The sequence below is a fragment of the Cupriavidus sp. 01L415 genome (genome assembly GCF_056400065.1).
On record NZ_JBFTSP010000034.1, the window covers coordinates 1 to 22,004 of the forward strand.

A 22,004-nucleotide genomic window follows, 5' to 3' on the forward strand; every position below is an offset into this window, starting at 1 on the left:
TGTTCGTCCACGCTGACGCCACCTAGATCATGGACCGTCCGCCTGAGCAAGTCCCGGGACTTCGCATCGCAATTGGCGATCATCAGGATCTGTCCTGCCACCACCGGAAGCTTGCGGGCGGTCAGCTTGAGGCGCCGGACCCGTACACCCAGCAATCCGCCAATCCACCAGCCGATCACGCCGCCAAGCATGGTGCCGCCGAGCAGGGCAACCGCGCTTGCAGCCGGACCATGGAATGTTCCAAGGGTGAGCATCATGAACACGACCGCCACGGCACCGATGACAAATCCACCGATGGCGGCCTGCTCGCGATACGTGGTCTGGCCAATCTCGGCCCGGGGCAAGCCCTCGACCGGTTGATCATCGCGTTGAGCGAACCACGGTCCGTCACGCAGGGATGGTCCGTCGAACAGGTTGGCGAGTCGAGACAGCGTCAATCTCGCAGTGGCCACGTCATTTAACGTGAAATAAAGAAAAGTACGCATTGGGCTACCTCCCTCGTACAGGCGACCGCTACCACTTGCCCGTCAAAAGATGCTCAGGATGGTGCCGCAGGTCCCGTATCGCCAATACCGGACGATATTGCGGGATACTGCGGTAAACGGGCATGCCTGACCCGCGACCATGAGAAGTCTCTCGCCCGATGGGGCGATCTCATGACGCAAAGCTCAGGTACGTTACGGAGGGATGGGTCGAAGTGACTGGCAGCCAGGCGCAAACGCACATGCAGGGATGTCGTTGCATCTACCAGTCTAGGTGTCAACCCATGCAAATACCAGAACCCTTACCACACGGAGACTGCAATCCAGTCTCCGGGCTTTGTTCCTGCGTCAGTCAGTCGCGCTACACTGACAGCCACACCACCTCCCGGACTGGCGCATTTCCAGCTTCGATGTGGGCGGAGGCATCAATATGAACCGTCTACGATACGCGCTAAGGCTTTCCTATGACATCAAGGACGCCACCGCGGACTTTATCCTGAATATCGAGGCTGCCAGGACATCCCGACAGCATGTTGTCAACGAGCAATTGACGCTGCCACCGTCGATCGACGTCACCCGATATACGGACGCGACGCTGTGCAACCGGCTGCTGAGAATACGCGCGCCGGAGGGCAGCCTTTCGCTGAGCTATGAGGCCGTCGTGGACATCGACCATCGGCTGGACGACGGGGCGTTCCTGTCGGAGATACCGGTTGCGCAGATTCCCTTCGATGTGCTGCCCTACCTCGCCCCGAGCCGCTATTGCGAATCCGACCGGCTCATGGAATTTGCGATGCGGGAGTTCGGCGGCATGGAGCCTGGCTATTTCCGCGTATATGCGATCCGCGAGTGGGTGCGCAACCACGTGCGCTTTCTATCCCGCTCGACCAATGAACGCACGTCGGCGACAGACACGGTCGTCGAGCGAACGGGCGTATGCCGCGACTTTGCGCATCTGATGATCGCGATCTGCCGCGCGCTGAGCATTCCGGCCCGCATGTCCAGTAGTCTGGATTACGGCGCCGATCCCGAGATGGGGCTGCCGGATTTTCACGCGGTAGTCGAGGTGTACCTGTCAGGTCATTGGTATCTGTTCGACCCCTCGGGCGTATCCATTCCGACCGGGCTGTTGCGCATCGGCACGGGGCGGGATGCCGCGGATATCCCCTTTGCCGCGATCTTCGGCAAGGTCGAGCCCAAACGGCCCTTTATTGAAATTCAGGCATTGACGGACGCCGCCGCCGGCATTGGCATGCCGCTGTTCACCACCAAGGCGATTTCGACCTGGTGAAGCCGCCGGCATCGGTACCGTCGAGTCACCCATGCAACAACCCGCCGGGCACGGAATGCCCGGTTAGCCGAGGTGCAATATGACACTCACTTTTCCCAACCCGAGCCGCAGCTACGATGCGGCCAAACATTGTGTGTGGTTCTGGGGCTACGACAACGCGCGCGAGATCACGTTCCAGGTTGGCGATGACATGCTGGCCAGTCTTGACCCGGAAATGGGCCCGGCCGAGCGGGAAATGCTGGAAGCCTTCGACCGTCACCGCGACGAGATTCTCAATCTCGCCAGGACGCACTACACCGGCGGCAGCCAGAACTTGTACACGATCTCCTGAATGGCCATCACGAAGCAGCAACCGGATGGGCGAGCACGGTGAACTGAACGACCGCGCCGCGCGGCTGGTTCTCGCTGGCCCACAACTGGCCACCATGCGCGTCGATGATCGAACGGCAGATCGACAGGCCCATGCCCAGTCCGGTGGGCTTCGTGGTGTAGAAGGGCGCGAAAACGCGCTCGGCGCTGTTCGGCGCAAATCCCGGCCCCGTATCGCGCACTGCCACGAGCACGCAGCCAGCGTCGGCTTCCTCTGTGCTGATGAGCAACTCCCGTTCGCCGTCGCTGACGCCACGCATCGCCTCGATTGCGTTGACGATCAGGTTGAGCAGCACTTGCTGCAGTTCGACGCGATCGCCTTCGATGGATGGCAATCCATCCGCCAGTTGCGTCTGCACCGACGCGCCGCTCTTCGTGGCTTCTCCACGGGTGAGCTCGATTACCTCGCGGATCGCCCCGTTGATGTCCACCGGTTCCTTCCTTGGTGGCGCCTTTTTGATTAGCTGACGAATCCGGCCGAGCACGTCGGCCGCCCGATTGGCATCCTTGATGATCCGGCCGAGCACCTGCCCGACTTCGTCGACGTTGGGAGGCTGGGCGGCCAGCCAGCGCTGCGCGGCCTGGGCGTTGGTAACCGTCGCGGCGATCGGCTGGTTGACTTCGTGAGCGATCGACGCCGCCAGTTGCCCCATGGTTGCCACGCGGTTCGCGTGCGCCAGTTCCGTCTGCACCTCGCGATAGCGTTGCTCGCTATCGCGGATCTTGTCCTCGGCCTGCTTGCGCTCGGTCAGATCGAGCACGAAGGCGACGCCATTCTTCCGGCTCGCTTCGAACGTGGCCAAACCGACGATGACGGGCACGCGGCTGCCATCTTTCCGGATGTACTCCTTCTCGTAGGGCTGGGCGCGTCCCGTGCGCCGGACCTCCGCCAGTGCGTTTGCGCTGCCCTGACGGAATTCCTGCGGTGTCAGATCCCTCCAGCGCACGCGGCCTGAGACAAGATCCTCCCGCTCGTATCCCACCATCTGGAGGAATGCGTCATTGGCCTCGAGAATCTCACCACCGGCATGCCAAACGATGATCCCGATGATGTTGGCGTCGACGAGACGCTGGATTCGCGCTTCGCGCTCCGCGACGTCGCGATACAAGCGGGCATTTTCCAGCGAGATCGCGGCCTGCGACGCCACCAGCTTCAGCACGGCGATCCGGGCCGGGCTGAATACGCGATCACTCAGGTTGTTTTCGAGGTAGAGCGCACCGGTGAGCTTGGCCTGGTTCATCAATGGCAGGCAGAGAATGGAGCGGGCGCGATGCTCGCGAACGTAAGGGTCCGTGGCAAACGGCGGCTCGGCCGCCGCGTCGTCGAGAAACACGCTCTCCCGGGTGCGCAGGACGTGGTAGAGGATGGACTCCGGCAGCATCGCCGCGCTGACTGGTACATCGCGCAGCTGCAACTGGGTCGCGTCTCCGCCGGTTGTCGCTTCCGCCGCGATCCGTTGTTCGCCACCGTTCGACAGGATCAGCAGGCCCCGTTCGGCGCCGGCCTGTTCAATGGCCGTACGCATCACCATGTCGATCAGTTTTTCCAGGACGATCTCGCTCGAGGCGGCCTGCGACACCTTGATGACGGTTGCCAGGTCGAGGTGTTCCACGGGTGTCGCGATCGTGTTCGTCGGGCCGGGTGCGGTTTCTTCCGTCCTCAGGTACGGATACCGCTCCTCGAGCTGCCGCACCTTTCCATCGGCGCCCCAGCGCAGGTAGCCGTAGCGGGCGTCCTGCAAATACACGCGGGCGATCTTCTCCAGGCCGCGCGCCGCATAAAAGCGGGAGGCGAGCTCGCTGGCAAGGGCCTCGGTGTGGAAAAACCCGCTCTCCTGCGCCGATTGGATGGCCTGCTCATAGAGATGCTCGGCGTCGATCAGGCGGCGTTCGATGCGGGCGATCTCCGCGCCAAGCAGCGCCGCGTGATCCGCGAAATTCTCGGGGCAGTTCTCCGCCCAGAGCTGAAGCTGCCGGTGATGCGCCGCCAACGCCTCCAGGTGCTTCGTCCGCGCATCCGATTGGGGCGCATCGCACAATGCGGCGTGGAGCAGCGCGCTGTAGAAGTGATACTCGGCTTCCTCGAAGAATGAGGATGAGGTCCAGAGCAGCTGTTGTGCCTTCGATGCGGCATCCAGGGCCGTCGCATAGTCGCCGGCAAGATAGCGTGCCTGCAGTTTGCGGGTCCAGTACCAGCACTCGGCAAGCGCCAGGTCCGGGCTGGCCGCCAGGTGCTGTTCGGTGAGACGCTCGCTGAACTGTCCGTCGTCAAAGCAGCCGAATGTCGTCGTCAAGCCGCGCAGCGTGCGGATCACCGCGAGCTGCGTGCCGATGAAGTCGATGACCAGACCGAAGCGCACCCTTTCGGCGTAGGCCAGGCCGCGTTCGGCTTCGGCTTGCGCCGCGGGCAGCGGCTCGCCGCCAAAGAGTAGGTCGGAGACGAGGCTGTTGCCACAGTAAGCGCCATACGGGAGGTCACCGATCCGGTTTGCGGCGGCGAAAGCGCGGCTCAGCAGCGCGCGGCAATCCCGGACGGGTCTCAGCCAGCGCATGACGAAAATCGAGAAGCAGAGATACGTCTTGGCCTCGAAGCGCTTGAGGCCGCGTCGATCGACGAGGTCGCAGCCGAGCTGGCCGAACCGCAAGCCGGCCTGATAGTCGCCGAAACGCCGTCCAGCGACCCGACCGACATTGGCATAGAGCACGCATGACGCATCGCAGTTGCCGCGCTCCATGCTTAGGCTGACCGCCTTGCATATCGTCAGGCAAGCCAGGTTCGAATCTGTCTGCAAGGCTGGCGCGAAAAGCTTGCTTAGCGCCTCGACGGTCCCGAGGGAAGCCGCGTCCTCCATCAGCGGCAAATCGATGAGTTGCTCGATGTTGCGGTCCCCGAGCTGTGACCAGATTTGCTGGTATTCGCGCTGCACCGCGTCGTCGTCAGGATGCGGCGACCAGTCGATGCCGACATGCCGGAGGTAGGCGAGGCATACCGCGACTGCGCGGTCGCTCTGATCGAGAACCAGGCAGACATCCAGCTGCAGGCACGCGACGAGGGCCTTTTCCACCGTCGTGGTGGCGCGCTCCGACAGCGTCACCAGTCGCTCGTCCGCGGCCGCCAGCTGCCCCGTCAGGAACTCGCATTCGGCGCGGCTCAGCTGCAGGGCGAAGAGCAGCGCATGCCGGCGCTCCCAGCCATCGTCGCGCAGCAGCTGCGCCCCGGTGACGAGGTAGGCCAGCGCGGAGGCATAGGCGGTCGACGCCTTGGCGCGCTCGCCGGCGAGCAGGTTGAATTCGGCCAGCTGCTCCCGTTCGTCCTGTTCGGTGATCAGCGCGATGCAGCGATTGAGCTGGCCCACGATCTCGAAGATCGCTTCCCCGCGTTTTTCCGGGGGCGTCTGCGCGGCGAGCAGCCGCCCGATCCGCAGATGGGCCTTGGCGCGCGAGGTCTCGGGAATCAGGGAATAGGCGGCTTCATGGACGCGGTCGTGAACGAACGCGTAGTAGCCTTCCAGCCGCTCGACCAGTTCCTGGCGAACCGCTTCCCACAAATCCGCGTGGACCCTGGCCTCCGGAATGCCGAGAACGCTAGACAGGGTCGTGATCTCGGCGACGTTCCCCAGGCAGGCCAGCTGCTGCAGCGCCTGCTGCGTCTCGTCCGGCAGGCGGGCCAGCTTGCCGACCATCAGGTCCACGACGTTGTCGGTGTAACCCTTGGCATGGATGCGATCGGGGTCCCAGCACCAGTGCCGCACGTCGTGATCGAAGGTGAGCAAATCTTCTTCGACCAGCGCGTGAAGAAACTGGATCACGAAGAACGGATTGCCGGCGGTCTTGTCTTGCACCAGTTGCGCTAGGGGCTCGATGCGCTCTGGCTCGCAATGCAGCGCTTCCGCGATCAACTGCTTGATGTGCGCACCGGTGAGCGGCGCGAGCGTGATGGCATCGATCTTGACGCCCGCGTTCCGGATGGCCTGGAGCTTGCCCGTCAGCGGATGCGTGGCATCGACCTCGTTGTCGCGGTAGGCGCCGATCAGCATCAGGTGCCGCAGATCCGAGCCGGTCAGCAGATCCTCGAGCAGATCGAGCGTCGCCGCGTCAAGCCACTGCAGATCGTCGAGGAAGAGCGCGAGTGGATGTTCCTCCCGGGCAAATACCCCAATGAAACGCCGGAACATCTGCAGGAAACGACGTTGGGCCTGTTGCGGCTCAAGGTCCGGGACCGGTGGCGGCTCGCCGATGATGAGCTTCAGTTCGGGAATCAGATCGGTCATGAGCCGCGCGTTGGGGTCCAGCGCCTCCAGCAACGCGTCGCGCCAGCTGGCCAGTTCCGTGTCGCACTTGCCAAGAAGCGTCCGCACCAGGCTCTGAAACGCCTGCACCAGTGTCGAATAGGGGATGTTGCGCTTGTACTGGTCGAACTTGCCGGAGGCGAAGAGTCCTCGCGGTGGCACCAGCACCTTGTGCAACTCGTTGACGACGGAAGACTTGCCGATGCCGGAATAGCCGGAAACCAGTACCAGTTCCGGCGCGCTGTTCCCGACGATCCGATTGAACGCGGCGACCAGGGTGTGGACCTCGCGATCCCGCCCGTACAGCTTCTCGGGAATCAGCAGGCGGTCCGGCGTGCCGTGTTCGTCCAGGGTGAAGTCGTCGACGCAACGCTTGCGCTGCCAGTCCTCCAGGCAACGCCGCAGATCATGCTCGACCCCGGCGGCGGCCTGGTAGCGCTCCTCGGCCGTCTTGGCGAGCAGCTTCATGACGATATGCGACACCACGGCGGGCACGGACTGCACCCGCGCGTTGGGCGGCACCGGCTTCCGGGCGATATGGCAGTGGACCCATTCCATGGGGTCGGTGGCGGTAAACGGCAGCGCGCCGGTCAGCATCTGGTAGAGCGTGACGCCGAAGGCATAGAGGTCGCTGCGCGAATCGATCGAACGATTCATCCGGCCGGTCTGCTCGGGCGCCATATAGGCGAGCGTGCCGGCGATGGTCTCGAGCGGTGCGGGCGCCTGGCGCTCGCGCGGCAGCCGCGAGGCGAGACCGAATCCGGTGAGCCGCGCCTGTCCGTCGGCGCAGTTCACCAGGATATGGGTGGGCTTGAGGTCCTTGTGGACGAGGCCACGCTGGTGGAGCTTCGCCAGCGCCCCGGCGATGCCGACGGCGAGCTGCAGGAAATCTTCCATCGCCATGGGGGCGCCGAGCAGGCACGCGAGCGGCTCGCCTCCGGGATCATCGAGCACCAGTTGGGTCCGGCCGCCTTCGCGCACCAGCTTCAGCGGCCGCACCGCCCACGCGCCATCCAGCTCGTCCTTCAGGCCAATCTCGTGAGCGAGGCGCTCGAGGCTGGCGGGCAGGGGATGTTCGGCGGCAGGGCGCACCAGCAGGACGGAGAGGTCGCCACCTTCGCCCTGGCGCCGGTCTCGACAGAAAACGCGCTCGCCATCGTCCCACAGAATCTGGAGTCTGTTACCCATCGCCGCCGGAACCCTATGTAGGCCTTCGTTTGCCGCGCTGCGATCAGACCGCTGCCCGTCATCGGGTCGGACGCTATATTCGTCCACGTCATCCGGGCAGGGCACGCTCGCGAAAGCGATTTGCAACGCGGCATCTCCGCGATTACAAACGACTGCAGATGCAGGCTTTCCTAGCATATACCGCGGCGAGGGAGGCGCTATCGGGAGTGATTCGGAGGCACGTGGCGGGGTCGGCGCCGACGTGCGCCGAGCCGCGCCGATGGTGCCGGGGACGGTCAAGCGCCCCTTGAGGCACTGGACGGAGAGGGATGTCGCGTGAAATCGGGTCGGGTGGCCTAGTCGCCATCCGGCAATCCGGCCATCTCCGCCAGCCTGGCAACGCCTGCCTTCGCATGGATGAAGGGTTGCACCAGACGGAACACCAGGCCACCCGAGGCGGAATCGATCGCCACCAGGCTGCCGCGCAAGCCGAGCGTCGTGCCTGCGGCGCAGATCCACAAGACCAGGCTCATGCCGCGATCCTCTCCGCCGAAGTCTCGGCGTCGTCCGCATTGAATCCGGTCAGGTGGTTCAGGTCGAGCGCGCGGATCTGCTCGGTCATGAAGTCGATGAAGACGCGAATGCGCGTCGGCAGATGCTGGCGGCAGAGGTAGCAGATGTAGTGGCCGCGGTCGTCCGGCGCATGCCGGCACAGCGCCATGACGAGCTCATTGCGCGCGACGTAATCGCAGACCAGATGGGCCGGCAGTTGCGCGATGCCGCGACCATCCAGGACGGCCCTCAGCACCAGGTCCGCGTCGTTGAACGTCAACCTGGCGGTCGGCAGATACTTTCGCCCATGGCCGTCGACCTTGAACTCCCACTCGCGGACGCGACCGCCGGAGGATCTCTGGTTGATGCAGTCGTGTTCCCTCAGATCGTCCAGCGTGGCGGGCAGGCCCCGCTTTTCGACATAGGACCGGGACGCGCAGAGCGCCATCTGCATCGGCACCAACTGCTTCGCAATAATGCTAGAGTCCTCGATGCACCCGTCGCGAAACGCGACGTCGATCTGATCCCCGGCGAAATCCGCCGGCTTGTCGTCCAGAACCAGATCGACCGCGATTTCCGGGTAGGCCTCGGAGAACTTGAAGAGCAGCGGCGCCACCACCTTGCGTCCGAATCCAACCGTCGAGCAGACGCGAAGCGAGCCACGGGGTGGCCCATTGCGGAGATCCAGCATGTCGTTCATCGCCCCGACGATATGGGTCACGCCAAGATTGCAGTTCTCGAAGAACCGCTCGCCCTCGCGCGTCAGGCTGGTGGTCCGCGTCGTCCGGAGAAACAGGCGCGTGCTGAGCTGCGTCTCAAGCTTCTGAACATTTCGGGAGACCGCCGAGCGTCCGATCCCCAGCCGCTCCCCGGCTTTGGCGAAGCTGCCCTCGGTCGCCACCGCCATGAATGCGATGATCCCTGCGTAGCTCGTTGCGAAGCAGTTTGACAAAGCGTCAGCGCGATTTGCCGAGCCAGCGCGAAAGCCAGATTGCGAGGTATCCGAATGATCCATTGAAGACTCCCACTACCCACGTTTGCCACGGGACTGCGCGATGGCACCAGCCATGCAACAAGAGTAGGTGCGCGGGCACCCTGGGACCATTCTTCACACGGGTGGCACGGAACCCTACGTTGGCATCGAACGCTAATACAGGTGTATGACCCGCGGAGTGGGGGCGGCGCGCTTCAGGCAGGGATGGCCCGGCGCCTGGTTCCTGGCGCCGGGGCTCATATCAAAGTATGAGGTGATCGTTTCCGCGGACCTGCAAGCTGCATCTGGCACGCGCGGCCGTCGTGCAGGATTGGGCGATCCGGTCGCGGCGCGCCGATACGCCACTAATACGTTGGTATGATTCTTGGCCGCTGACAGGGGAATTACGCTGAGATCGTAGACATAGAGGCATGCGGTGGCGTTCTGGCTGCGTGCAGCCCCTTTCCTGACGATCGAGGTTGGTCTTTTGTGCTCCGCTCAGATAGTTTCGATTGTCGACGACGACGAGGCCGTCCGCCTCGCGACTGAGAGTCTCGTGCGCTCGTTCGGCCGGCAAACACGCCTGTTCGCATCGGCGGAGGAATTCCTGCAGTCGGGCTCCATCGCCGAGACGTCATGCCTGATCTCCGACGTCATGATGCCCGGCATGTCGGGAGTCGCCATGCACGACCGCATTCTGGAACTCGGATTCTTGCCGCCGACCATCTTCATCACGGCGTTTCCGACCGCGGAACTGATGGCGAAGGCGAAGGCGAACGGCGCGCTGGCGGTGCTCGAGAAGCCGGTGGATCCCGATGCCATCGCGCACTGGCTCAGCGTTGCGCTGGACCTGCCGTAGCGGATGAGGAAACCGGCCGGCGCCGCGCTCCCGGGGTGCCCGGTTTCAGGACTTCCGCGGCTGCGGATGGATGCCCAGTGACTCCGATTTCCTGACGAGATCCGCAACGGATCGCGCCGCCATCTTCTTCATCACCTGCCCACGGTGGATCTTCACGGTCACCTCGCTGATATGCATCTCGGAGGCAATCTGCTTGTTCATCAGGCCGGCCACGACGAACCCCAGCACTTCCCGTTCGCGCGGCGTCAGTGAATCGTAGCCAGCGCGAGTCGCCTCGTTCGATTGTTCGGCCGCAAGACGCTCGCCGTCGCGCGCCAGTGCATTGGCGACGGCGTCCAGCATGTCCTGGTCGCGAAACGGCTTGGCGAGGAAATCGACGGCCCCCGCCTTCATGGCCTTGACCGTCATCGCGATGTCGCCATGCCCGGTCATGAATACGATCGGCATGCGCACATCGCTCTTCGCAATCTGTTCCTGGAAGGCAAGGCCGCTTTCGCCGCGCAGCCTGACGTCCAGAATCAGGCAACTGGGCACGTTGTGCTTCGGGAAGGCAAGAAAGTCCTGCGACGATTCGAAGGTCTCCACATGTAGCCCGATCGAGCGCAGCAGGCCGCCCAGGGCCAGCCGAATGGACTCGTCGTCGTCAACAACATAGACGACGGGCTCCTTGCGGTCGCGAGGGCTCTGGGCCGAAGTCGACTGCGACAGCGAACTCATCTCGCCTCCTTACTCCCGACCGGCGGCGCATGCGGCCGGCATCGGGTCCGACAGATCACCCTAGCCATTGTAGGTGGTTTGAAATGTGCCTGACGGACGCCGCCGCGTCGCCAGGGCCGACGCCATCCGTGCTGCAAGAGGCAGAGCCCGGGGGGAGGTCATTCCTGTGGCGCGAACGCCTCACGTGCGCCATGATGGCGACGGTTCGGGCATCCGAAGGGTGCCGATACTGCCCTGAGGCTCGTTGCGTCAAATCGCATGACCAGGGGCGGTGGCTGCGGTTTTGTTGACCGGCTTGATGGATCGGGAAGCCCGCCCCTTGGGTTCACGCGCCGGTGAGTGCGCCTACTTGCCCTCTGCTCGTGTCACCTGCCACGCGACAACCTTCCAGCTTCCCTTCTGGTTGACCCAAACCACCGTTCTGCGGAGGTTGATCGGGCCAAATGGTTGTCCGCTGAGTGACCCTTTGAACGTGAGCAGCAAGTGAACGACCGCCGTATCGCCATACACCCGTATCGCTTTCTCCCGGACGTCAATGGACTCGTACTTCAGGGAGCCCGACTTGAGATCCGCGATGTCCTGATCCTTCGTGAACAGCTTGCCGTTGCCGTGGACGATCGTGGCATCGTCGGCGTAATACTTCTGGTAGAAGCTGCTGTCCCCTTTCAGATTGGCCTGGATCATCTCATCGGACAGTACGGAGATTTGCTGCTCGACATTACCGCCTTGCGCTGACGCGAGCGGTGTGGTCAATAGCCAGGCCGAGAACAACGCCGATGCAACGAGATTGGCGGTTCGCATGGGAATGCTCCTTGGAGTGCGTTGGGACGGCGGTTATTTTTCTGCCTGCGCTGTCAACGGCCATTCGGGCGCCAGGAGATGGCGACGTGAACATCCCGCGTGTTTGCGCCGCTTTATCGGAGGGGGCGGGTCGTATCGCGAGCCGCCATGTATGGCGCCGCCACGCTGCCGTGTATGTGCGCTGTCGCACATAGCGCGGGCGTGTGGAACCGGATTTGCCTGAGGCCGTTGCGGATTCGCGAGCTGCCGTCGAAACAGGGTACGGGGGGGGCGGGGGGGACGGGAGGTACGGGAGGTACGGGAGGTACGGGAGGTACGGGAGGTACGGGCAGCGACCCGGAGTGAAAGATGTGGTCGGATCGGCGTTGTCTACACCACGCGCCCGAACCACCACAGCGACAGCAGCCCTGCACAGGTCGCCAGCAGCGCGCCCAGCGCGGCGAAGAGCGCGGTGATTTCGACCTGGTCGCGCTTGTCGAACGCCAGCCTTGCGTTCAGCGCGCGGTACACCTTCGTCAGCCTGGTGGCATCCTCGAGACGAAAGTACTCGGCGCCGGTTGCGTCGGCGACTTGCTTCAATACCTTCTCGTCCAGCTTGACGCGAGACGACCAGCCGTCGGCCGACAGCACGACGCCTTCAGGCGTGCCGACGCCCACGGTATAGATGCGCACGCCATGCGTGGCGGCAAGTTGCGCCGCCTGCATCGCGCCCGGGCCGGCGTTGTTTTCGCCATCGGAGAACAGGACGATCACACCGGAGGCGTAGGAGCCGGGCGTCACGCTGTCTTCGCTGCCGGCGGCGTCAAGGCCGCCGGTCACGCCACCGGCCGCCTTGCCGGATGCCTCGGGTTTTTTGGGCGGCGTGTCGTCGTTCATGAGGCGCTCTGCGTCGTTGCCCACCTGTGGCAGCAGCGTCGTGAGCGCGATAAGCAGGCCGTTGCCCAGGGCGGTGCCGCCTTGCGGCTGCAGACGGTCGATCGCCGTGGCCACGTCTTCCTTTCTGCGGCTCGGGATCTGCGCCAGGGCGGCCGTGCCGGCCATCGCGACGACCCCCACGTTGACGCCCGCGGGCTGTGCGTCCAGCAAGACTTTGGCTGCCTGCTGGGCGGCGCGGATGCGGCTGGGCTGGACATCCTGCGCTCGCATGCTGCCGGACAGGTCGATGACCAGGATCACGGTTTCGATGCGCGAGGGCAACATCATCACGGCCTGCGGACGGGCGATGGCGAAGATCAACGCGGTCAGCGCCAGCAAGGTCAGCGCGGGTGACACGTGGCGGCGCCAGTTCGCGCCGCCACGGGTGCCGAGGCCGACGGACTTCAGGGCGGGATAGTGCACCGCAGCGCGCCGCCGGCGGGCATCCAGCCATACATAGCCGGCGGTCAGCATCAGCACGATCGTCAGTAACCACAACATGTCTGGCCACAGGAAGCTGAAGACGGGCAGTCGGCTCATCGCATCGATCATGCGGCCCCCTTGACGGCGCCTTGCCGGTGACGGCGCTCACGGGCGAAGTGCAACAGTGCCAGATCCAGGCGGGCGTAGGTCGACAGCGTCAGGCAATCCACGCCGGCCCGCGTAAATCCCAGGCGGAGTTCGGCCTCGCGCGCCTCGGCGGCGGCAGCGAAGCGCTTCCTGAAGGCCGGATCGTGCGTGTCCACGAACATCTGCTCTCCGGATTCGGCATCCTGCAGCACGACCAGGCCCAGGTCGGGCAGCGCCATCTCCAGGGGATCGACCAGCCGCACGGCGATGACCTCGTGACGCCGGGCCAGCATGGCGAGCGACGCTTGCCAACCCGGGACGCTGATGAAGTCGGAGACAACGAACAGCACCGACCGTCGTTTCGCGACCGCCCGTGCCCGCTCCAGCAAGTCGCGCAACCGGGTGTCGCCCGGAGAAGCGGCCGGCGTGGCATGGATGCGGTCGATCAGGTGCAGCAACTGGCGGCGTCCCGAGCGCGCGGGCACCACGGACGCGGTCATGTCTGCCGCCCCGCTATAGAGCACCGCGCCAACCCGGTTGCCATAGCGCATCAGCAGGCTCGCCATGACGGTGGTGAAGTCGCTCAGCAGGTCGCGCTTGCGCACGTCGCCGGAGCCGAAATCGACCGATCCGCTCAGGTCCAGCAGGAACCACGCGTAGACCTCGCGGTCTTCCTGGAACTCGCGCACGTGCGGCGTCTGCAGCCGTGCCGTCACGTTCCAGTCGATGTGACGCACGTCGTCGCCGGGGCAATATTCGCGCAGGTCGGCAAGGTCCAGCCCAAAGCCGCGGAACAGCGTGCGATAGTCGCCCTGCAGCAGACCGTCGAGGCGGCGGACCACCGTCCATTCCAGGCGGCGCAACAAGGCCTCGGTCCGGCTTGCGCCGACGCCGGCCAGCGCCGCCCTGGCCGGCGGGCCGTCGGGTGCGGCGGCGTCCGGCCCGGGCCGACGCCTAGCGCGCAGTCGCCCGAACATGGGATTCCAGTGGCCGCTCGGGCACCGGCAGGGCCTGCAGGATGCGGGTGACGAGCTGGTCGGGTGTCACGCCGTCGGACATCGCCTCATAGGAGAGTGCCAGGCGATGGCGCAAGACATCGGGCACGAGGTCGATCACATCGTCGGGCAGGGCATAGTCCCGGGCGCGCAGGAACGCCAGGGCGCGCGCGCCTTCGATCAGGCCGATGGTGGCGCGGGGGCTGGCACCGAAGGAAATGTAGCGATCCAGATCGGCCAGTTCGTAGGCGCCCGGCTTGCGGGTAGCGGCCACCAGACGCGCCGCGTACTGGATCAGGCCCGGATCGACGTAGACCTTGCGGCATTCTTCCTGCAGGCCTGCCAGCTGCGCGGGCGTGGCGATCGGGCTGACGCTGATCCGGGGGCCGGTGACGCGGTTGACGATGACGACCTCCTCTTCCTCGCTGGGGTATCCCACCAGCACCTTCATCATGAAGCGGTCGACCTGCGCCTCGGGCAGCGGATAAGTGCCTTCGGTCTCTATCGGATTCTGCGTGGCCATGACGAGGAACGGCGTGGGCACCGGATGGCTCTCGCCGGCGATGGTGACCTGCCGCTCCTGCATGACTTCCAGCAGTGCGCTCTGCACCTTGGCGGGCGCCCGGTTGATTTCGTCGGCCAGCAACAGGTTGGCGAAGACCGGCCCCCGCACCGTGGAGAACTCGCCCGTGCCCTGGTGATACATGCGCGTGCCGATCAGGTCGGCCGGCAGGAGATCGGGCGTGAACTGGATGCGCTTGAAGGACCCACTCATGGTCCTGGCCAGGGTGTTGACGGTCAGCGTCTTGGCCAGGCCCGGCACGCCTTCCACCAGCAAGTGCCCCCCGGCAAGGATGGCCACCAGCACCCGTTCGAGAAAGTGGTCCTGCCCGACCACCACGCGTTTCACCTCGTACAGCAGGCGTTCCATCAGGTTGGCGCTGTCCACAGCGCCTCTGGCTTGGTCGTTCATGGGCCTCCGCGACTAGAAAGGTGAAGATCCGACGGAACTGCCGGCGCTTTCGATCGTGATGGCAAAGCCAATGCCGACGAAGGTGCCGCTCTTGTTGGGATTGAGGATGGCGGTGACGATGCCCACCACCTCGCCATTCATGTTCACCAGCGGTCCGCCGGAGTTGCCTGGATTGACGGCGGCATCGAACTGGATGAGTTTGTCCAGGTTCTGCTTCTTGTCTGGCGAAATGTATTCACGGTCGAGTCCGGACACCACGCCGGCGGACACCGACGGCCCGATGCCGAACGGAAAGCCGACCGCGACGACCTCGGTGCCGGGCGCGAGGTCCTTGCTGGAGCCGAGCGTCGCCGCCGGCAGGTCGTCGGGAATGGACTTGGCCTGGATGATGGCGAGGTCTTTCTCCGGGATTGCCTGCAGCACCGACGCTTCGGACGTGGACCCGTCGTGGAACCGGATCTCCAGGCGTCGGGCGTCGGCGATGACATGGTAATTGGTGATGACGATGCCGTTTTCCGTCACGACCACGCCCGAGCCGATGTGGCGCGCTTCGGGCTTGCCCCCGGGCGGGTCCCGGGCGGCGGGGGGCTCCTTGCCGCCGGGCGGATCGGCCGTGCCGAATTCGTCGCGCGGGAAGGCTCGGGCTGGCGGGGGGGATTTGGGCGGTGTGGCAGAGGGATCACGCCTGTTTTTGGGGGAGGGCGCCGGCTCCGCCGTCTTTTCCACGGGCGTGAAGCTGCGGATTTCCACCACCGATTCGCGAATCGCCTCGGCCGCCCGGGCGGTGCGCGACGGCAGGTTCCGGGTTTGCAGCGTGTGCATCACGGCCGCGTCGATGTCTCGTTGCGTGAGGGGGCGTGGCGTTGGCCGCAACAGCCAGGCGGAACCCGCCCCCGCGGCGAAGACCATCGCGACTGCCACCGAGGCCCATCCGTAGATCGTCACCCGTTTCATCGCCGCTCCCGAGGTCCCGTCCCGCCTTAAAAAATACAGTACCATCCTCTTACCCACGCGCCAAGGAGCAGGGCATGCAGTTTCTCTGGCCGCAAATGCTCTGGCTGCTGCTCGCGCTCCCTCTGCTGGCAGCCGCTTATCTGTACGTGATTGCGCGGCGCAAGAAAGGCGCGCTGCTTTATGCCAGCCTGGCACTGCCCCGCGCGGCCCTGGGTGCCCGCCAACGGCTGCGGCGCCACATCCCACCCCTGATCTTCCTGTTCGCGCTGGCCGCCGCCCTGCTGGCCTGCGCGCGCCCCAGCGCCACCGTCACCCTGCCGGCCGATTCGGTCACCCTGGTACTGGCGATGGACACCTCCCGCAGCATGGAGGCGACCGACGTGCCGCCCACGCGGATCAGCGCCGCCCAACAGGCCGCCCGGGACCTGATCGTCGGGCTGCCGGCCAACGTGCGCCTGGGTATTGTCTCCTTTGCCTCCACGGCAACCGTGGTGCTGCCCCCCACCAACAATCGGCACGATATGCTGGATGCGATCGAGCGTTTTCAGCTCCAGCGCGGCACGGCAACGGGCAGCGGACTGATCCAGTCGCTGGCAGTGTTGTTTCCCGACGATGGCATTGATCTGGAGGCGATACTGTTCAGCAGCACGTCGGCCCGTACCGAGCGTGGCGCCACATCGCTCGACGACGTCGCCGCGGCCGACGCCGTGCGCAAACGGGAGCGGGAGCGGCAGGCGGTGGAGCCCGGCTCCTATCGGCACGGTGCGGTGATCCTGCTCAGCGATGGCCGCCGCACCACTGGCCCGGACCCGTCGGAAGCCGCGCACATGGCCGCCGAGCGCGGCGTGCGGGTCTATACGGTGGGCTTTGGTTCCACGCAGGGCGGGGTTGGCGGCGAATCAAGCCTGTCTTACTTCATGCAGCTCGATGAACCGGCCTTGCGCGCGGTAGCGACGATCACGGGCGGGGAGTACTTCCAGGCGGGCTCGGCCGCCGACCTGAGCCAGGTGTATCGCCAGCTCAGCGCCCGCTTCGCGCTCGAGCGCAAGGAGACCGAGCTGGGTGCCCTGTTTTCGGTGGCTTCGGTCCTGCTGCTGGTGGTGGCGTGCGCGCTCTCGATGTTGTGGTTCCGGCGGTGACGGCAATCTGGCCGGTGACGAAAGCGGCACCTCGGGTGGCCGGAAACAGCCCGGCGCGCGCGATCTAGCGAATCTTGCCGAAGCCCTCGGCTGCCCACCGGCTGGCGCTCTCCCGTGTCAGGCGAAAGTCCGGTCGCACATTGACGGTAGCGAGAATGTCGCCCAACGGCCCGGTGGCCGTGAGCGTGCCGAATGGCTCGAATTCGTCCGGCGTGATGGCAAGCCTGACGGTTATCACCTCGGACTCGACTTCGACGGTGACCTGCTTGTTGAGTTGCGCGTGCAGCTGCTGCTCGTGCCGGCGGATGACCTCGGAGGCCGTCTTCACCAGGGTCTGGTGCGCGGTGGCATCGAGCGGCTTCGGATCGACCTTGTTTCTGCCCATGGTCCATGGACCGACCAGCGCGGGCTCCGCGCTTCCCTCCCGGATCATCTCGACGGCCCAGCCCTCGCCATCCTCGTTCTTGATCACCCTGGCGGTCCAGCCTTTGTCTCGCCAGAGACGAGGTTCATGAGTCGGGTCGGAGTCGCTCTCCGAAAGCGTGTTGTCGATGTGAGGCATGAAAATCGCTATCCAATCATTCAGTTCGTGATCGCCGCGGCTGCCACCGGACAGGAAGGGCAACAGGCCTCGGGAGGGGACAGCGAGGATACCGTAAGTGGCTGCCTCCGGCACCCTTCGCAGGATTGGCATGCCATCGCGGCCACCTGCATCGCGAGTCGAGCCCCGTTCATCCCTTCGCGGCACGCGCTAAGCCTCAAGCATGATGGCCTTGACTTCCGGTATGACGCCCGGCGCCGCAATAGCCCGGAATCCCTTGCCAGATCGCGTGCGAGCCCACTGATACCCATGTGTGATGGATTTAGCCTGATCGGCCTCCGAGAATGAGTCGGGTCGAGTCGTGACGAATCGCTGTCATGGGGGCAGCGGAATCGCGGCACGGTATCGCCTTCAGGAGCCTCAAGCACCATGGACGTCCAGACCATCCGGGAGCGCGCGTATGCCACGCCCCTCGTCAACCCGGCCTACCCGATGGGGCCGTATCGATTCCTGCAGCGGGAGTACTTTGTCATCTCGTACCGTACCGATCCCGACCTGCTGCGCGCCGTGGTGCCGGAGCCGCTGGAGATTGCCGAACCGGTGGTGCATTACGAATTCATCCGCATGCCGGATTCGACGGGATTCGGGGACTACACCGAATCCGGGCAGGTGATTCCAGTGATGTACCAGGGGCGGCGCGGCAACTATACGCATGCCATGTTCCTCGACGACCATCCGCCGCTCGCTGCCGGGCGGGAGCTGTGGGGCTTCCCGAAGAAGCTGGCAAGTCCCCGGCTCGCCGTCGAGACCGACACGCTCCTGGGCACGCTCGACTACGGTCCGGTCCGGGTGGCGACTGGCACGATGGGATACAAGCATCGGTGCATCGACAAGACCCAGGTTCGCGATGCGCTGGCGAATACCCCCAACTACTTGCTCAAGATCATCCCGCACGTCGACGGCTCCGCCCGCATCTGCGAGCTGGTTTGCTATTTCCTGAAGGACGTCGACGTCAAGGGCGCATGGAGCGGCCCGGCCGCGCTGTCGCTGTTTCCGCACGCGCTGGCACCGGTTGCATCGCTCCCCGTCCTCGAAGTCATTGGTGCGAAGCACTACGTCGCCGACCTGACCCTGGGTCTGGGCGAGGTCGTCTTCGACTACCTGCAGCAGTGACGAAGATTCCGCATCGCATTGAATCCCCCAATTCCATCAACTCGTGGAGAACAAGAATGAAGCTTCAAGGTAAATCGGCCATCGTGACTGGCGCCGCCAGCGGCATTGGCAAGGCGATCGCGGAACTGCTGGCCAGCGAAGGCGCGGCCGTTGCCGTGGCCGACCTGAACTTGGACGCCGCGCGCAAGGTCGCGGACGGCATCGAGACCCGTGGTGGCCTGGCAATGGGCGTGGCCATGGACGTCACGGACGAGGACGCCGTCGAACGCGCGACCGAGGAAGTGGCAAACCGGTTCGGCGGTGTCGACATCCTGGTGTCCAACGCGGGCATCCAGATTGTCAATCCGGTGCACGAGTACAGCTTTGCCGATTGGAAGCGCATGCAGGCCATCCACCTGGACGGCGCGTTCCTGACTACGCGCGCGGCGCTCAAGCATATGTACCGCGACGGGCGGGGCGGCACCATCATCTACATGGGCTCCGTTCACTCCCATGAAGCGTCACCGCTCAAATGCGCATACGTCGCCGCCAAGCATGGGCTGCTTGGCCTTGCACGGGTGGTGGCCAAGGAGGGCGGCGAGCACAACGTCCGCTCGCATGTCATCTGCCCCGGTTTTGTCCGCACGCCGCTGGTCGACAAGCAGATCCCGGAACAGGCCCGCGAGCTCGGCATCAGCGAGGAAGAAGTGGTGCGTCGCGTGATGCTGGGAGGCACTGTCGATGGCGTCTTCACCACGGTCGAGGACGTCGCGCAAACGGCGCTGTTCCTGAGTGCGTTTCCTTCCGCCGCACTGACCGGGCAGTCGTTCGTAGTCAGTCACGGCTGGTACATGCAATAAGAGGTCGTTAAAAAAAGATCCTGGCGTCGTTGCGCGGCCTTGCCGTACCAGGTGTACTGTCTGCGGCCGCGCCCTTGCAGGGCGCGCATGCGCTGGCAGGCGCATGCCGCTACGCAGGCGGATCGCGTGCGATCAGAAACCCCTGCTTCGCCCTAGCCAGGACCGCTTCGTTTCATTTTTAAACAACCTCTAAGCGCGTCATCGCCGCCCTGGGGCGGCACGCGCATCGACAAAACCAGGAGCGAACATGTTTCACGAAAGGCAGGACTTGCAGGGCACCTCCGGCGCGGCGACGGCAAAGACCGAAATCGATCGCGGCTACGCGGTATGCGCGCTGGTGCTGCAGGGTGGCGGAGCCCTGGGTTCCTATCAGGCGGGTGTCTACCAGGGGATGGCCGAGGCCGGCATCGAGCCGAACTGGATCGCGGGCATTTCCATTGGCGCGTTGAATGCGGCAATCATCGCCGGCAACGCGCCGGAGCATCGTGTCGAGAGACTGCGCCAGTTCTGGGAGCATATCTGCGGGCAACCCTGGCTTCCCAGCCTGGTCCCGTATGACATGATCGCGGAGGGCGCGCAGCACTGGCCGGACCCGCTCCGCATCTGGTTCGATGGCATCGAGGCGGCGCGCGCGCTGGTCGAGGGACAACGTGGCTTCTTCTCTCCGCGCGCCTGGCACGCGCCATTCGGCCATCCGACGGGACCGGCAAGCGCGAGCTACTACGATACGACGCCGCTGAAAGCCACGCTCGAGCGCTTTGCCGATTTCGACCGCATCAATCACCCTTCGGAGATGCGCGTGTCGGTGGGCGCCGTGAACGTGCGCACGGGAAATTTCGTCTACTTCGACAATACGAAGATCAGGCTTCGTGCCGAGCATTTCATGGCGTCAGGCGCGCTGCCGCCCGGCTTTCCCGCGGTGGAAATCGATGGCGAATTCTATTGGGATGGCGGTTTGGTCTCCAACACCCCGCTGACGGCCATCTTGCGGGAACAGCCCAGGCGCAGCGCGCTGATCTTCCAGGTGGACCTGTGGAGCGCGCGTGGGCCGGTGCCGGAGAATCTCCTGGGCGTGGCGGCGCGGCAGAAGGATGTCCAGTACTCCAGTCGCACGCGCACCATCACGGACTATATGAGCGAGCAGCAGAACTTCCGTCGGATGCTCGGCGACGTGATGGCGCTGGTCCCGCCCGCCCAGCGAAAGAGCGAAGCCTATCAACGCGCGGCGGAATGCGCCTGCGACGCCCGCAGGAATGTCATCCAGCTAATCTACCGCGACAAATCGTTCGAAGGCAGCGCCAAGGACTTCCAGTTCGGGCCGTTGACCATGAACGAACACTGGACCAGCGGGCTGGACGATATGCGCGGGACGCTCCTGCACCCGGAATGGTTTGCGATGCCATCGCATGAAAATCCGTTCGTCACGCACGACATTCACCGCAAGCAACGCGAGCACCGCGAGAGCCATCAGTAACTGAGCATGGACGGCTGCACCGCGCCGATGCCGTGGCGCGGTGCGACGAATGTTCCAGCGCGTTGAGGCGAGAGGTCGAGCTCGAGTGCCATCTTGACGAGGTCGGCAAACGTGCGTGCCGCCATCTTGCGCATGGCATTGCCCCGGTGGATCTTGATGGTGACCTCGCTGATGCCGATCTTGCCGGCGATCTGCTTGTTCATGAGCCCCGAGGCCGCCAGCATCATCACTTCGCGCTCACGGTCGCTGAGCGAGGCAAAGCGGGCGCGCAGGTCATCACCACACTGCAGCGCATCGCGCTTGCTGCGGTCCACCGCAATCGCTGCCGCAACGGCATCGAGCAGGTCCTGATCGCGGAAGGGCTTGGTCAGGAAGTCCATCGCGCCTGCCTTCATGGCCTTTACCGTCATTTCAATATCGCCATAGCCCGTGATGAAGACCACGGGCAGGCAGACGCCGCGCCGGTTCAGCTCGCGCTGGACATCCAGTCCGTTGGCGCCCTTCAACCGGACGTCGAGAATCGCGCATCCCGGGACATCCTCGATTCGCGTTGCCAGGAACGCCTCGGCCGAAAGGAAGGAGCGGGATCGCATGCCCACCGAGCGCAACAGGTCCGCCAGGGCTTCGTTCATGCTCGGATCGTCATCGACGATATACACCAGGGGTTCGATGGCCTCGCCGTTGTGATAGGGCTTCGATGACATGGGCTTCACGGTTTGCTCCGGTTCGTGGCGCGGTGCCATCTGCGCAGCATGAGGGGGGGTGGATGGGTAACACTCATCTCGCTCATCGGTGGCGGGCGCGTGCATCGGGATATTCCGGAAGCCAGTCTAGACAGCTGCGGAACGCCGGACAAGACACGTGGAGGGGAAGCGGCGTTTCCTTGCGCGCATCAATCGACGCGGTCGCCGGATGCGGACGCGTAGGAGGA

At 64.7% G+C, this 22,004-nt stretch carries 19 protein-coding genes; 7 read left to right on the forward strand and 12 right to left on the reverse strand.

The genetic code is table 11. The features are described from left to right. A partial coding sequence (locus AC1DOX_RS27280; RefSeq protein WP_477112564.1) for a hypothetical protein occupies positions 1 to 485 on the reverse strand: 485 nt, incomplete at its 3' end. Positions 486 to 912: 427 nt separating this feature from the next. Between AC1DOX_RS27280 and AC1DOX_RS27285 the strand changes: the two genes are divergently transcribed. Both AC1DOX_RS27285 and AC1DOX_RS27290 read left to right on the forward strand, forming a co-directional pair. Next, complete coding sequence (locus tag AC1DOX_RS27285) at positions 913 to 1,773, forward strand: transglutaminase-like domain-containing protein (RefSeq protein WP_441622887.1); 861 nt, start codon at positions 913 to 915, stop codon at positions 1,771 to 1,773. Positions 1,774 to 1,852: 79 nt separating this feature from the next. Further along, complete coding sequence (locus AC1DOX_RS27290; RefSeq protein WP_441622889.1) at positions 1,853 to 2,104, forward strand: DUF1488 family protein; 252 nt, start codon at positions 1,853 to 1,855, stop codon at positions 2,102 to 2,104. A gap of 7 nt (positions 2,105 to 2,111) precedes the next feature. Here AC1DOX_RS27290 and AC1DOX_RS27295 read toward each other — a convergent pair whose 3' ends face one another. From AC1DOX_RS27295 to AC1DOX_RS27305, 3 genes are all read right to left on the reverse strand, one after another. Beyond that, positions 2,112 to 7,619, reverse strand: a complete 5,508-nt coding sequence (locus AC1DOX_RS27295; RefSeq protein WP_441622977.1) for a trifunctional serine/threonine-protein kinase/ATP-binding protein/sensor histidine kinase — start codon at positions 7,617 to 7,619, stop codon at positions 2,112 to 2,114. Positions 7,620 to 7,954: 335 nt separating this feature from the next. Continuing rightward, the gene (locus AC1DOX_RS27300; RefSeq protein WP_441622891.1) at positions 7,955 to 8,131 is read right to left on the reverse strand and encodes a hypothetical protein; all 177 of its coding nucleotides are present in this window, start codon (positions 8,129 to 8,131) and stop codon (positions 7,955 to 7,957) included. Continuing rightward, a complete protein-coding gene (locus tag AC1DOX_RS27305) occupies positions 8,128 to 9,165 on the reverse strand; it encodes a LysR family transcriptional regulator (protein ID WP_441622893.1) in 1,038 nt (345 codons plus the stop codon). The genes AC1DOX_RS27300 and AC1DOX_RS27305 overlap by 4 nt, the downstream gene beginning before the upstream one ends. A gap of 445 nt (positions 9,166 to 9,610) precedes the next feature. Between AC1DOX_RS27305 and AC1DOX_RS27310 the strand changes: the two genes are divergently transcribed. Then, a complete protein-coding gene (locus AC1DOX_RS27310; protein ID WP_441622979.1) occupies positions 9,611 to 9,982 on the forward strand; it encodes a response regulator transcription factor in 372 nt (123 codons plus the stop codon). A gap of 45 nt (positions 9,983 to 10,027) precedes the next feature. On the opposite strand, the gene AC1DOX_RS27315 is transcribed toward AC1DOX_RS27310, so the two are convergent. The 6 genes from AC1DOX_RS27315 to AC1DOX_RS27340 all read right to left on the reverse strand — a co-directional run bounded on the left by AC1DOX_RS27315 (position 10,028) and on the right by AC1DOX_RS27340 (position 15,907). Continuing rightward, positions 10,028 to 10,699, reverse strand: a complete 672-nt coding sequence (locus tag AC1DOX_RS27315) for a response regulator transcription factor (protein WP_441622895.1) — start codon at positions 10,697 to 10,699, stop codon at positions 10,028 to 10,030. Between the two features lie 345 nt (positions 10,700 to 11,044). Next, positions 11,045 to 11,500, reverse strand: coding sequence for a nuclear transport factor 2 family protein (locus AC1DOX_RS27320; RefSeq protein WP_441622897.1), 456 nt, complete (start codon positions 11,498 to 11,500; stop codon positions 11,045 to 11,047). A 369-nt stretch (positions 11,501 to 11,869) separates the two neighbouring features. Beyond that, positions 11,870 to 12,967: a VWA domain-containing protein gene (locus AC1DOX_RS27325; protein ID WP_441622899.1), complete on the reverse strand. Its 1,098-nt coding sequence runs from the start codon at positions 12,965 to 12,967 to the stop codon at positions 11,870 to 11,872. After that, positions 12,964 to 13,962, reverse strand: coding sequence for a DUF58 domain-containing protein (locus tag AC1DOX_RS27330; protein ID WP_441622901.1), 999 nt, complete (start codon positions 13,960 to 13,962; stop codon positions 12,964 to 12,966). Before AC1DOX_RS27330 ends, AC1DOX_RS27325 begins: the two co-directional genes overlap by 4 nt. Beyond that, entirely contained in the window at positions 13,940 to 14,953 is a 1,014-nt protein-coding gene (locus tag AC1DOX_RS27335) for an AAA family ATPase (protein WP_092137641.1), read from the reverse strand. The genes AC1DOX_RS27330 and AC1DOX_RS27335 overlap by 23 nt, the downstream gene beginning before the upstream one ends. A 12-nt stretch (positions 14,954 to 14,965) precedes the next feature. Continuing rightward, positions 14,966 to 15,907 carry a S1C family serine protease gene (locus AC1DOX_RS27340; protein WP_441622903.1) on the reverse strand — a complete coding sequence of 314 codons (942 nt, stop codon included), beginning with the start codon at positions 15,905 to 15,907 and terminating at the stop codon, positions 14,966 to 14,968. Positions 15,908 to 15,981: 74 nt separating this feature from the next. Here AC1DOX_RS27340 and AC1DOX_RS27345 point away from each other — a divergent pair, with 74 nt between their 5' ends. Next, complete coding sequence (locus tag AC1DOX_RS27345) at positions 15,982 to 17,046, forward strand: VWA domain-containing protein (protein ID WP_441622905.1); 1,065 nt, start codon at positions 15,982 to 15,984, stop codon at positions 17,044 to 17,046. A 64-nt stretch (positions 17,047 to 17,110) separates the two neighbouring features. On the opposite strand, the gene AC1DOX_RS27350 is transcribed toward AC1DOX_RS27345, so the two are convergent. Further along, positions 17,111 to 17,608 carry a hypothetical protein gene (locus AC1DOX_RS27350; RefSeq protein WP_441622981.1) on the reverse strand — a complete coding sequence of 166 codons (498 nt, stop codon included), beginning with the start codon at positions 17,606 to 17,608 and terminating at the stop codon, positions 17,111 to 17,113. 408 nt (positions 17,609 to 18,016) lie between these two features. On the opposite strand from AC1DOX_RS27350, the gene AC1DOX_RS27355 reads away from it, so the two are divergent. From AC1DOX_RS27355 to AC1DOX_RS27365, 3 genes are all read left to right on the forward strand, one after another. Continuing rightward, positions 18,017 to 18,760: an acetoacetate decarboxylase gene (locus AC1DOX_RS27355; RefSeq protein ID WP_441622907.1), complete on the forward strand. Its 744-nt coding sequence runs from the start codon at positions 18,017 to 18,019 to the stop codon at positions 18,758 to 18,760. A gap of 56 nt (positions 18,761 to 18,816) precedes the next feature. After that, positions 18,817 to 19,599 (forward strand): 3-hydroxybutyrate dehydrogenase, encoded by a 783-nt coding sequence (locus tag AC1DOX_RS27360; protein ID WP_092137646.1) that lies wholly within the window; start codon positions 18,817 to 18,819, stop codon positions 19,597 to 19,599. A gap of 247 nt (positions 19,600 to 19,846) precedes the next feature. Next, on the forward strand, positions 19,847 to 21,073 hold the full coding sequence (locus tag AC1DOX_RS27365) for a DUF3734 domain-containing protein (protein ID WP_441622910.1): 1,227 nt from the start codon (positions 19,847 to 19,849) through the stop codon (positions 21,071 to 21,073). Here AC1DOX_RS27365 and AC1DOX_RS27370 read toward each other — a convergent pair. Further along, positions 21,067 to 21,777, reverse strand: coding sequence for a response regulator transcription factor (locus tag AC1DOX_RS27370; protein WP_477112581.1), 711 nt, complete (start codon positions 21,775 to 21,777; stop codon positions 21,067 to 21,069). The genes AC1DOX_RS27365 and AC1DOX_RS27370 overlap by 7 nt on opposite strands. Between the last annotated feature and the right edge of the window lie 227 nt (positions 21,778 to 22,004).

Excerpts from the sequence above, each read along its gene's own strand:
- AC1DOX_RS27285 (WP_441622887.1), top strand. The coding sequence starts at position 913 with ATGAACCGTCTACGATACGCGCTAAGGCTTTCCTATGACATCAAGGAC.
- AC1DOX_RS27290 (WP_441622889.1), top strand. The coding sequence starts at position 1,853 with ATGACACTCACTTTTCCCAACCCGAGCCGCAGCTACGATGCGGCCAAA.
- AC1DOX_RS27295 (WP_441622977.1), bottom strand. The coding sequence starts at position 7,619 with ATGGGTAACAGACTCCAGATTCTGTGGGACGATGGCGAGCGCGTTTTC.
- AC1DOX_RS27300 (WP_441622891.1), bottom strand. The coding sequence starts at position 8,131 with ATGAGCCTGGTCTTGTGGATCTGCGCCGCAGGCACGACGCTCGGCTTG.
- AC1DOX_RS27305 (WP_441622893.1), bottom strand. The coding sequence starts at position 9,165 with ATGGATCATTCGGATACCTCGCAATCTGGCTTTCGCGCTGGCTCGGCA.
- AC1DOX_RS27315 (WP_441622895.1), bottom strand. The coding sequence starts at position 10,699 with ATGAGTTCGCTGTCGCAGTCGACTTCGGCCCAGAGCCCTCGCGACCGC.
- AC1DOX_RS27320 (WP_441622897.1), bottom strand. The coding sequence starts at position 11,500 with ATGCGAACCGCCAATCTCGTTGCATCGGCGTTGTTCTCGGCCTGGCTA.
- AC1DOX_RS27325 (WP_441622899.1), bottom strand. The coding sequence starts at position 12,967 with ATGATCGATGCGATGAGCCGACTGCCCGTCTTCAGCTTCCTGTGGCCA.
- AC1DOX_RS27330 (WP_441622901.1), bottom strand. The coding sequence starts at position 13,962 with ATGTTCGGGCGACTGCGCGCTAGGCGTCGGCCCGGGCCGGACGCCGCC.
- AC1DOX_RS27335 (WP_092137641.1), bottom strand. The coding sequence starts at position 14,953 with ATGAACGACCAAGCCAGAGGCGCTGTGGACAGCGCCAACCTGATGGAA.
- AC1DOX_RS27340 (WP_441622903.1), bottom strand. The coding sequence starts at position 15,907 with ATGAAACGGGTGACGATCTACGGATGGGCCTCGGTGGCAGTCGCGATG.
- AC1DOX_RS27345 (WP_441622905.1), top strand. The coding sequence starts at position 15,982 with ATGCAGTTTCTCTGGCCGCAAATGCTCTGGCTGCTGCTCGCGCTCCCT.
- AC1DOX_RS27350 (WP_441622981.1), bottom strand. The coding sequence starts at position 17,608 with ATGCCTCACATCGACAACACGCTTTCGGAGAGCGACTCCGACCCGACT.
- AC1DOX_RS27355 (WP_441622907.1), top strand. The coding sequence starts at position 18,017 with ATGGACGTCCAGACCATCCGGGAGCGCGCGTATGCCACGCCCCTCGTC.
- AC1DOX_RS27360 (WP_092137646.1), top strand. The coding sequence starts at position 18,817 with ATGAAGCTTCAAGGTAAATCGGCCATCGTGACTGGCGCCGCCAGCGGC.
- AC1DOX_RS27365 (WP_441622910.1), top strand. The coding sequence starts at position 19,847 with ATGTTTCACGAAAGGCAGGACTTGCAGGGCACCTCCGGCGCGGCGACG.
- AC1DOX_RS27370 (WP_477112581.1), bottom strand. The coding sequence starts at position 21,777 with ATGTCATCGAAGCCCTATCACAACGGCGAGGCCATCGAACCCCTGGTG.